At 50.3% G+C, this 11715-nt stretch carries 8 protein-coding genes; 5 read left to right on the forward strand and 3 right to left on the reverse strand.

Features of this window, described 5'->3' with window-relative positions:
* Positions 1-137 precede the first annotated feature (137 nt).
* The 3 genes from ACXX82_RS12165 to pip all read right to left on the reverse strand — a co-directional run bounded on the left by ACXX82_RS12165 (position 138) and on the right by pip (position 3489).
* Entirely contained in the window at positions 138-680 is a 543-nt protein-coding gene (locus ACXX82_RS12165) for a methylated-DNA--[protein]-cysteine S-methyltransferase (protein WP_322235010.1), read from the reverse strand.
* Complete coding sequence (locus ACXX82_RS12170; protein WP_322235012.1) at positions 677-2305, reverse strand: DNA-3-methyladenine glycosylase 2 family protein; 1629 nt, start codon at positions 2303-2305, stop codon at positions 677-679. The genes ACXX82_RS12165 and ACXX82_RS12170 overlap by 4 nt, the downstream gene beginning before the upstream one ends.
* A 215-nt stretch (positions 2306-2520) precedes the next feature.
* Positions 2521-3489: a prolyl aminopeptidase gene (gene pip, locus ACXX82_RS12175; protein WP_322235013.1), complete on the reverse strand. Its 969-nt coding sequence runs from the start codon at positions 3487-3489 to the stop codon at positions 2521-2523.
* 277 nt (positions 3490-3766) lie between these two features.
* On the opposite strand from pip, the gene ACXX82_RS12180 reads away from it, so the two are divergent.
* The 5 genes from ACXX82_RS12180 to ACXX82_RS12200 all read left to right on the forward strand — a co-directional run bounded on the left by ACXX82_RS12180 (position 3767) and on the right by ACXX82_RS12200 (position 11115).
* Positions 3767-4978 carry a pyridoxal phosphate-dependent aminotransferase gene (locus ACXX82_RS12180; RefSeq protein ID WP_323506500.1) on the forward strand — a complete coding sequence of 404 codons (1212 nt, stop codon included), beginning with the start codon at positions 3767-3769 and terminating at the stop codon, positions 4976-4978.
* 628 nt (positions 4979-5606) lie between these two features.
* Positions 5607-6146 carry a fimbrial protein gene (locus tag ACXX82_RS12185; protein ID WP_322235017.1) on the forward strand — a complete coding sequence of 180 codons (540 nt, stop codon included), beginning with the start codon at positions 5607-5609 and terminating at the stop codon, positions 6144-6146.
* A gap of 299 nt (positions 6147-6445) precedes the next feature.
* Positions 6446-7222, forward strand: coding sequence for a fimbrial biogenesis chaperone (locus tag ACXX82_RS12190; protein ID WP_322235019.1), 777 nt, complete (start codon positions 6446-6448; stop codon positions 7220-7222).
* 31 nt (positions 7223-7253) lie between these two features.
* Positions 7254-10043: a fimbria/pilus outer membrane usher protein gene (locus ACXX82_RS12195; protein WP_458562997.1), complete on the forward strand. Its 2790-nt coding sequence runs from the start codon at positions 7254-7256 to the stop codon at positions 10041-10043.
* A 1-nt stretch (position 10044) separates the two neighbouring features.
* Entirely contained in the window at positions 10045-11115 is a 1071-nt protein-coding gene (locus tag ACXX82_RS12200) for a fimbrial protein (protein ID WP_458562998.1), read from the forward strand.
* Positions 11116-11715: the final 600 nt, after the last annotated feature.

The raw sequence follows: 11715 nt of genomic DNA on the forward strand, positions 1-11715 counted from the left end.
TTTTAAGTCAGGGTTTGCCGGTTGTCGCTTTTTGAAACACTCGCAGCCCGACACTTAGAAAAAATGATCCTCTACTTCGCTAGGCGTTAGTGGCAGCTAATCGGACGTGAATCATCTAATGCTTCCTGTTCCTTGGCTCAGAACAGATCATCATGCGCTTTGTGATCGGTAGCGCCTTCCAGCCGCAACAAGAAGCCTTTCCGCTCCAAGCCACCCGCATAGCCGGTTAGCGCCCCAGAGGCTCCTAAAACCCGATGGCAGGGCACGATAATGGAGACCGGGTTGCGCCCGATTGCCGTGCCGACCGCTCGCACCGCATTGGCCCGCCCGATCTGCACGGCATGCTGACCGTAGGTGGTCGACTGGCCGAAAGGAATGGCGATTAAGGCGTCCCATACGGCGCGTTGAAACGCCGTTCCATGCAACGCCAGCGGCAGATCAAATTGCTGACGAACGCCTGCGAAGTATTCATCTAACTGCTGTGCAGCTTCTTTGAGGTGCGGATGGTCGGGCGCCAGTATCCATCCATCTTTTCCCTTGAAATGACGGTGCACCTCAAAATACATGCCGCTGATACCGGCGTCGGTCGCTGCGATCAATAGCGTGCCAACCGGACTGTTATGGGCGACGTAATAAGTGACATCGACGGTTTTGAGTGTGTTTATCGATACGGTATTCATAGTGTTTGCCATAAAAGTAATGCCGCGTAACCGCGCCATGGTGACCATGCGGTAGCTATCGCGGCGAGTTGTTTTTCAGTCAGGCGACCGCCAGCTTCGGCCATCGCTTTTTGTAGTCCCAGATCGCCAGCGGGAAATGCATCCGGAAAGCGTAAAGCGCGCAGAGCAATATAGTGGGCGGTCCAGTTGCCGATTCCCGGTATCGCGGTTAATTGTGCGATTGTTTCGGCGAGCGTTGCACCGGGTCTGGTGGGTAGATTTCCATCGGCTGCATGCGCAGTTGCATAGCGCGCCATATTCCGGATAGTCTCAGCACGCGAGGTCGGAATACCAATGCTTGCCAGTGTAGACGCAGGTAAATTCGTCAGCGTTTCTGCGTCCGGAAAATGATGTGTGATTGTAGGAAAGGGCGTCTCGCATAATGACCCGAATCGACTCACCAATCGTGCCGTCAATGTGCTCGCGCCAGCTACACTGACTTGTTGCCCTAGTATTGCCCGCACCGCAAGCTCAAAAGGCGCAAACGTGCCCGGAACTCGAATCCACGGTTGGCGATGTTGAACGGATTGCCCATCAATGCGGTTTGCCAGCGCTGGGTCTAAGCGTAAATGCGCAGTGATTACCGCGGGGTTGGCATCCAGATCAAACAGATTGCGCAGCCGCGCCAGAATCGGCATTAGCATCGGGGTCAGTGTCGGCGAAATCTGTACTTCCAATTGTTGCTGCCTGGCGAGGTGCGTCACGCGCAGCCAGCCGCTGACGTTGTCGAGTCGGATACTACGAATGTAGGCCGGACTGGCGTGTGCCAGTTGCACTGCTTCGACGCCTGCAATCAGGCGTGGCTGCAAATACTGCAAGATAGAAATCCATTCCAGCGGCGGGCGATACGCCAACCGCACAGTCACCACATCTTCCATCGGATTTGAGTGTGCGGTACCAGGTTTATGCTGTCGACGCAATGCGGTCGGTGCCATGCCGTAACGTGCGTTAAAGAGGGCGTTAAAGCGCCGGATACTGCCAAATCCGGCGGCGTCGGCCAGCTCGGTCATCGATAAGTGGGTTTCCTGCAATAGTTTTTTTGCAAATAAAAGACGCTGGGTTTGCGCCAGCTCAACTGGTGAAACGCCGAAGTGTTGCAGCAAAACCCGCCTTAACTGGCGGGAAGAAAGCCCGACTTCTGCTGCCAATTGCTCAAGTCGGCCGCCCTCGGTATTTTTATCTTCGGTGCTATTGGTGATGCTACGATTGTCGCTGTTGCGGTTCAGCGCACCCGCAGTAATGCGTTGCCACACTGCATAGGCCAGATTTTGTTGCAATGCGTAGGGCGCTAATTCTGGACGACAACGAAGACATGGGCGAAAACCTGCGGCTTCTGCCGCTGCTGCGCCTGTATAAAATGTGCAGGACGAAGGGCGCGGTGTTTTGGCAGTGCAGATTGGGCGACAGTAGATTCCGGTAGTGCTGACACCGACAAAAAAGACGCCGTCAAAGCGACTATCTTTGGCAGCCAATGCGCGATAGCAACTCTCATCATTGAGCGTTTTGGTGCTTGATTCAATTTTGGTGTCGATGATTGGTGGCGGCAATAATGACGTACTAAGTCGATGTGAAAGTAGAGTTTTCATGCTCTATTTATACGCCGTAGGGAAGTTGGCGTCTAGCCGTTTTCGGACGCGTAAATAGACGCCTGGAATAACCTATCTGACGTTTTGCGCTACATTAAATCATTGCGAGCAATTAATCCTGCTTGCTCGCAATGGCTTGATGGAAAATACTTGCGATGAACGATGGTAATCGAATAGTCGAATAGTCGCGTAACGACTATCGAGGGCTTTATTATTTAATGATTCGCGAACCGATCGGTGGCCCTGATTAATTGATCCAAAATGCCCGGTTCTGTGACAGCATGGCCAGCATCAGCAATCATTATCAATTCGCTGTTTGGCCAAGCGTTATGCAACTCCCAAGCCGTTTGTGGTGGACAAATGATGTCGTATCGGCCCTGCACAATAATGCCGGGAATATCCCGCAGTTCTCCGGCATTCATAATCAACTGATCGGGCGTAAAGAATCCCGCGTTGACGAAGTAATGATTTTCGATCCGCGCTACCGCCAATGCATGATGCGCTTCAGCAAATTCTTCCACAAATTGCGGGTTCGGTAGCAAGCTAATCGCATGTCCTTCCCACGTACTCCACGCTTGTGCCGCAGCGAGTTGGGTTTGCTCATCGCCGTCATTCAATAGCCGATGATACGCCGCCATCAAATCGCCTTGCTCAGCCACTGGCACAGGGGCGATAAATTCTTGCCAGGCTTCCGGAAAAATCATCGATGCGCCACATTGATAGAACCAGTCAAGTTCTTGCTGTCGTGATGTAAAAATTCCCCGCACGATCAATTCGGTAACGCGCGGCGGATGCGATTGTGCATAAGCTAGCGCCAGCGTGCTTCCCCATGAGCCGCCAAAGACTTGCCAGCGCTCAATTTTTAGCATGATGCGCAACCGTTCAATGTCGTCGACCAGATGCCAGGTTGTATTCGCCTCAAGATGCGCGTGGGGTTTGCTGCGGCCGCAACCGCGTTGATCGAATAGTACGATCCTGTACCGTGCCGGATCGAACAGTCGTCGGTGATTGTCATTGCAACCAGCACCCGGGCCGCCATGCAAAAACAAGACCGGCTTACCGGCAGGATTGCCACATTCTTCCCAATACACCTGATGACCGTCTCCAACTTCGAGCATGCCTTGTCGGAACGGAGCAATCGGCGGATAAAACCCTCGTAGATTATTTGTACTTAACTTGTTCATATCCACTCCATCATCAATAGCCCTGAGGAGATGAACAATAACTGAAATCGGCCAGAATAGTAAAAAAACGCACAGAGTGGCCCACAGGATAAAAAATCAAAGATGTTCGGAAAACAGCGTTGCAGGATGCGTTACACTTGGTTTTGTTCAAATTAGTGCAGTGTCGCGTAGGCTCATTTAGGTTCATTTAGGTTCACGTCGTCAGCGCTTCCTCTTCATAGCGCAGAATGATCGGGATTCGTTTCGCTTCATTTGTCATTTCTGGAGTCAGAAGTCTATGGTATTGTCACCTTCTCCTAGCGCCCGTTTAGTCGTTCAAAGTCTTGAAGCCTCACGTATCCGTGAAGTGGCAAATGTTGGCATTGGACGCAGTGATGTATTGCCTTTCTGGTTCGGGGAACCGGATCAGGTAACGCCAGCCTTCATTCGCGATGCCGCGAAAGCAGCGCTTGATGACGGCGATACGTTCTATACCAGCAACTATGGCATACCGCCGTTACGTGAAGCGCTTGCTGGCTATTTATCCGCATTACATCAACCACTGGACGCTAGCCGCGTTGCCGTCACTTCCTCTGGCGTATCGGCGCTGATGTTACTGTCTCAACTGATTTTGAGTCCGGGTGATCGGGTTGTGGCGGTCACACCGTTGTGGCCCAATGTCGTCGAAATCCCTAAGATTTTAGGTGCTGAAGTCGTGCGTGTGCCACTACAATTTGGCGAGGTATGGGATCTCGATATCCAGCAATTAATTGATGCACTGACGCCAGGCACAAGGGCGGTGATGATTAATTCCCCCAACAATCCGACCGGTTGGGTGATGTCGCGTGCGCAACAGAAAATCGTTTTGGACCATTGCCGTCAGCACGGCATTTGGATCGTCGCGGATGATGTGTATGAGCGGGTCGTGTATCGCCCATCCATAAGCGGACGGTCCAACGATACGCAAGCCCATGACGATAAGCTCTGCGCGCCTTCGTTTCTGGATATTGCGGAACCCAATGATCGACTTATTTCATCCAATAGTTTTTCAAAAGCGTGGTTGATGACAGGATGGCGTCTGGGTTGGTTGGTCGCCCCGCCGACCTTGATGACTGATCTGGGTAAATTGATCGAATTCAATACCTCGTGTGCGCCCGGATTTGTGCAACGTGCGGGTATTGCCGCCGTTGAACGCGGGGACGATATTATCGCCACTACTATTGACCGCTATCAAACCGCGCGCGACTTTTTATATCAGCGCCTCAATGCGTTGCCGGGTATTACCGCGCCGTTGCCCAAAGGGGCGATGTATTTATTTTTCCGCTTGGATGGCGTTACTGACAGTTTGGCATTGTGCAAACAACTGGTGCGTGATGCTGGCTTGGGATTGGCTCCGGGAAGTGCATTTGGTCCTGAAGGTGAGGGCTATATTCGTTGGTGTTTTGCCAGTTCGGTAGAACGTCTCGCATCTGGCGTGCAGCGGTTAGAGAAGTTTTTATTAGCACGATGAAGGCGTTATCTTTACGCTTTTAATCCTTCTGCCCGATAACAAAAGGTCACGCATCATTGGTCTTGGCAATCGCAAGACCAATTTTTTTGTGTAACTGGTGACGTATCGTGCCATTCGCTGGTGTATCGATTTTCCAATTTGCGTGCAAATTTGTTTGGCAATTCCGTCCACCAATTCCCCCGCTAATTCATCTCCTGATTCATCCAACGATTCGCCCACCAATTTTTACCTCCAATCGGCGCTCAGCCGGTTTGAAACAACCACATCCAGCCATTTCAAATAGTCAACGGTCAAGAGCCCTTCGATTGCTAAGGTAATTCTCGCCGCATTGCTCTCTCTTTTTATGACATCCCAAGTGGTGTTAAATGTGCAACGCCTCATAGGAGGCGAAAGCCTCATTTTGATCTGCAACGATTTTTTAATCTTCGTTTTTTTGTTAGTTGTCGCCAAAAAAGTATCTACATAGACTGATATTTCTGTATGCATTTTCAGCAAAGTCTTATCTCTTATTAGAATTCTCTGATGTTTTTTATCATTTCAAATCTTTACTATAGAGCGGCTTTCTTCCCGGCGAATTTTTCTCGCCAGACGCATTTTACTGGAAGCTTACATCACTTAAGGGATTTACATGAAACTGAAATTAGCCGCAACTATCGTCACTTTGACTTTCGCAGGTATCGCATCACAATCAGCCATGGCTGCGGGTATTCCTGATGGTCAAGTTGCTTTTTCTGGAAAAATTGAAGCGACTACTTGTACCAACAAAGGTATGAACTATGTGAATCTGGGTACGCTAGCACTAAGCGATGCTTCGATGAAAAAACCAGGCGATAAAGGTATCAACAATCGCTTTTATATCGATCTGGAAAACTGCGACACGACTGCAATGAAAAATGCAACCGTGCAATTTTCTGGCACTACCGATTCGATTGATGCTGCATTGCTGGCAGTCGATGTCGGTAACGGTAAAGGTCAAGGCGTTGGTGTTCAAATTATGGACGTAGATGGCGCATCAATTCTGGGTGCTGACTCGCGTGCGTATCCATTGCTCGACGGTGTTAACAAGCTGCCATTCGATGCACGTTTTGTTCGTACCATGGCTGAAGCATCACAAATGATTGCTGGTGATGTTACTGCTGTTGCGCAATTCAACATTACTTACAAGTAATCAACAGGCTATCAGTAAAACAGCATTGGTTCAGCATAAATCCGGCTTAAATTCAGCTTCAAAATAGCTGAAAGATAGATGGAAAATTGCTGCAAATTGGCAGGTAATTATGCCAGGGCGGTCGTTGGTAGTTTTATGCCAAAGGCCGCGCATCAAGAAACAGTTTAGCGCAATCCAATCAACGCATTTCTCGGTTCGCTTCCTGATTCATTTCTTTGCCATACCTCCGACGCAAATACGTCCGAAAGCCAGCTACAGCGCTGGTCGCCGTTTGAGGGGTATGCATACTAAGGATACTCATGTTTCAAAAACATTTTGCGCACACCTGCGTGGGCGCGTTGTTGTCCCTTGGATTTGCGTTGCAGGCCGCAGCCGGGGTCAGCGTAGGCGGAACTCGCGTAATCTATGATGCGACAAAACGTGAAGCGTCCGTTTCTATTCGTAATTTAGGCACTTCTCCGTATGTCGTGCAGACCTGGGTCGATGCTGGCAAGGAACGCGTTGCCGGTGATAAAACGCCGCTGGTCGTTACGCCGCCGCTATCCCGTCTGGATGCCGGTAAGGAAAATATTCTCCGCATTGTGCGCGGTGGCGGAGCATTGCCCGAGGATCGTGAATCGGTACTCTGGCTAAATGTAAAAGAAATTCCGACCAAAATAGAAGAAAAGAATGTGCTGCAAATTGCGTTGCGTACGCGCATCAAAATATTCTACAGGCCGGCCGCCATGCCAAGCTTCGAAGGTGGCTCGCTAGCGGCTCCGGCTGCGCTTCAGTGGGCTTTGGTGCCGGCCACCAACGGCGTCGGCAAGGCATTAAAAGTCAACAACCCGACACCCTATCACGTCACTTTTGCGTCGCTGACAGTACACGGCGCGACCAAACAGGAGATTGATCTCGATATGGTTCCGCCATCCGGTGAACGTATTTTTCCGTTGACAGTTGCGCAAGGCGACGTGCACGCCGATGCGACCGGACCATTGCAAATCACCTTTTCTACCATCAACGATTATGGTGCGCACTCTGATTCAAAAGACATCATGGTAAGTCTCGCCAATACGCAGGACAGGGCGGAGTAATGCAAAAGACTGGCAGAGTAGAGGAGCCGAAATGAGTGGGTCAAAAAATAAAGCCGGCGTGTTGATGGCAGCACATCTTGACCACATTTTGGTTGAAACGATGGAACCTGTTTTGGATTCCGTTCTGGATCAGAGTGCAGGACAATCTTCAGCCAACACTCTAGTTTCAAAGAAGCAGACGCGTCTGAATTTAAGCCGAAAATTGGAATCCATAGCGACGATAGCGGTCAGGCAATCTGCCGAAGCCATCTTCTTGCCACATACAACGCGACATCCAAAATGGCGACTGAACAAAATTCAGAGTGCTTTGGCGGCTATTGCACTGGTGATGGTGCCGCAATGGGCATGCGCGGCGGATACCGATTTGGAGTTTAATGCGTCCTTTTTAAGTATTAGCGGCAATCAGCCGACAGCCGATCTTTCAGTATTTTCCAAGCGCAATGTGGTGTTGCCCGGTATCTATTCTGTCGATATTTATATCAATGAAAATTTTAAAGAAAGACGCGATATTCGCTTTTCAAAAGACGATAACGGCAAGGAAGTAACAGCCTGCATCACGCGTAAAATGTTGAGTCGTTGGGGTGTGAACCTTGCCGCATTTCCCGCCAAAGTTAAGACCGATGCCGCCAATACAATGGGGGCTAACGGCACAGCGTCTGCGGACAACGCAACTAATATTCCCGATGAACAATGTATTAATATTTCAACCCTTATTCCCGCCGCGAATGTGACCTATGATGCAGGGCAATTTCGACTTGATGTCAGCGTTCCGCAAGCAGCAATGCGGCGGGTGGCGCGTGGCACGGTGAATCCAAAATTGTGGAATACGGGCATCACCGCGGGTTTGCTGGATTACCAGATTAATATGGGCCACTCCGATGGCGACTCGCGCAATACTGTCTTCGCAGGGCTGCGCAGCGGCGTCAATGTTGGCGACTGGCGCGCGCGTACTTTTTCTACTTTTAGCCCCAACCGCTATGGCCGTGGCGGCTGGCAAACGGTCAACGCTTACGGACAACGGGATATCACTTCGCTCAAGAGTCAACTGGTGGTGGGCGATGGCAGTTCGCCCGGCGATATTTTTGATGGCGTACAGTTCCGTGGCGTGCAGATGCAAACAGACAAGGCGATGTTGCCAAACAGCCAGCGCGGTTACGCCCCCACTATTCGTGGCGTAGCACAAACTGCTGCCAAAGTAGCAGTGCGACAAAATGGCTACATCATATACACGACCTACGTTGCGCCGGGACCATTCGTCATTGACGATTTGTACTCCACTTCGGGCAGCGGCGATCTGGAAGTGACCATCACCGAAGCCGATGGCCGCGAGACCAAATTCATCCAGCCATTTGCAGCCTTGCCGGTCATGATGCGAGATGGTGCATGGCGTTATAGCGCGACTGCTGGTAAATATCGCAGCGGCTATTCCGGCAGCACGCCAGTCTTTGTGCAGGCCACAGTGACACGTGGTTTGCCGGCAGGTGTCACCGTGTATGGCGGCGCAAATATCTCGACTATTTACGGTTCTGTATTGGTTGGTACGGGTATCAATTTACATAGCTTTGGGGCGTATTCGATTGATGTGGCGCACGCCCGCACACAAGCGAATGGCGGATCAGAATATCGGGGTAGCTCGATTCGGTTTCGCTATGCTAAATCCTTCGCGTCATCCGGGACCAATTTCTCCGTACTCGGTTATCGCTACTCAACGCGCGGCTATCGTACTTTTGCCGAGGCGGCACAATTGCAGGACATGGCACCCGGATACGCTTTGTATAACCAGCGCAGCCGCATGGAAGGTACGGTATCACAACGTATCGGCACCGATAGCGCAATGTACTTTACCGCTGGTCAGCAAAGTTACTGGGGACGACGGGCAAAAGACAACACTATTCGCCTTAGTTATAACAGTCGTTTCAGACAAATTAATTATGGCGTTTACCTCGATTACAACACCTACGACGGCGGTCGTTCCAACAAACAGATTAGCGTCAGCCTGTCCATGCCACTAGGTGGAAAAGATGGTTACGTTGGTTACGGCGCATCACGCAATGATCAAGGCAATCTGGTCCAGAATGCAAGTTACACGGGGTCGGCGTTCGATGATAGTCGCCTGACTTATGGTGTCTACGCCGACAAGAGTACCGACGGTGGGATGTCGGGTAGTGGAACCATGACGTACTTGTCGCCAGTTGCGCGTTTCGACGCCAGCCGCAGCCAGGGTCGCGGCTACGGCCAGACCAGCATGTCGGTCACAGGTGGTGTTGTGGCACACGCTGATGGCGTGACCTTATCGCAGTCGTTGGGCGAGACCGTTGCCGTGGTCAACGTGCCGGGTGGAAAAGGGATCCCGATTGAAGGCTACGCCGGTATCGAAACCGATGCTGCCGGAAACGCAGTGATTCCCTATATCAGTCCCTACAACAAAAATCGAATCGCATTGCGGACCGAGGAGTTAGGTAACGATATTGAAATTGCCAACGCCGTGCAAGATGTTATTCCCCGGCGCGGCGCGGTGGTACTAGCCAGATTTGAGGCGCGAGTCGGTCATCGCGTGCTGTTCGAATTAACAGACGCAAACGACAGATCCTTGCCGCTTGGCGCACGCGTTGAAGACGATGACGGACGCGAACTGGGCATTGTCGGGCCTGACGGGCAAGCGTATGTCACCGGCCTGGAAAACGAAGGCAGCCTGACCGTTAAATGGGGCAAAAAGCCCAACCAGCAATGTCAGGTTCCTTATGCCATCGACGGCAATGTGACGGAAAGCAGCGCCTTCAAAGAAATAACCGCGAAGTGCAACATTACGGAAGAAATTTAAGATGATCAAGCAAACAAAGTTGTTCGCCAAGACCGGTGAAGCGGCTCCCGCTGGGCGATTACGGGCGCAGATTGAAAAGATGATCTGTGCAGGTGTTTTGATGTGCGCGGCAAGTGGTAGTTGGGCTGTTTGTCATGTGGTGTCGGGATACGTGGCGAAGCAAGTCCAAATCGATGTTGGCAATATTATTATTCGAGACCAGCCGATAGGTAGCGTGCTGGCAGAAAAGTCGGTCAATATTCCCGTCATAGGAAAAAGCGAAATTATGGCTTATTGTCCGACAGGCGAAGGAAAGGCCTTACTAATTGGTGAAGTTGAACCCCACTTTCGTCCCAACTCGACTTACCCGAATGTATTTGATACGGATATTGACGGTATTGGCCTTCGGATGACGCGGGTAATGGCTATGGGGGAGGGGGCTGAATCGAAAGAGCATCTGTATCCTCATACGCTCATGGAAGAAGGTTTGCGACGTTTATATATTGGATCACAATTCAAAATTGAGGTCATCAAAACGGGGCCGATACCGTACGGGGGCGAGCTGAAAATGGGGCGCTTTACGAATTACTATACCGGTGGTGAGGGCCCAGGAAAGCCCATGATTACAACGACGTTGAGTGGTAGGGGGATTACTATTATTCCGGCCAGTTGCACGCTCGATCCGGGATCTAAAACGATTCAAGTGGATATGCCGAAAACCGCACTCACTGATTTTAAAGGTGCTGGCACAGCCGGTCCATCGAAGTCCTTTGATATCGTTCTAAATTGTTCGGATATAGGAAACGAAAATCAAGACACTTATATGCAATTTGACACCCCCAATGCTATTAATGGCCTCGTGGGTGTGGCTGGATTAACGATTGAGCCGGGTGTGGCGCAAGGAATTGGCATTCAGTTATTGGACAACGCGGGCGCACCGATTGCATTTGCCACGCCGCAAAAAATGGGAGCGCATACAGGCGAAGCTGGTCAGCAGAGAGTCAGATTGCAAGCAGCCTATTTCCAAATCTCTAATAAGCCAACAGTTGGTGTGGCAAACGGTGCAGTCACTTTTACGTTGAGCTATAAATAGACTTGATGCGTATTGATTGTGGTTGAGGGCGCTTTACCTTTCATGGCTGTCCTTGCCATTATTCTTATAAAAATAATGGTAATAGGCATTGCGCTTCTATCAAAATTAACGATTTTTATTTTGATTAAATCGGCTGTCATAAAATAGCGTAACGGCTGTTAGCGGATCATAAGGAGAATCGATTGACGCCATTTTATCAAATCAGAGGATTGATTTTAGAGCGTACTTCGTGCCCCTCTCCCCCTACATGGCAGTTAAAAGTCTTCACGTTATTTTTTATTTTATGTTGTCTGTGTAAAGCGCATTTTCGGAGCGATATCGCTTTATTTCCTGCGTCACCGCAAGGTGTTTTTGGTCGATAAAACAGTCGCACTGTGGCGCACTATCCGCAGTTTTGGATCAACACAATTAATTTCTATCAGGTGATGTAAATCACGCGCGAAAAAGTTTGCCCATCTGCGCACAATCTACAATGTAGTAGTCAACATTCACATCGCATTTCTTCCTATATCTCGGCCAATGTTGGTGTTATTTTTAAATCTGTTTATTTCAAAATCTGTGAAGAATCGAGAAATATCTGATGGAAAATTCACTGCATAG

It is taken from the genome of Glaciimonas sp. GNP009 (assembly GCF_054343755.1).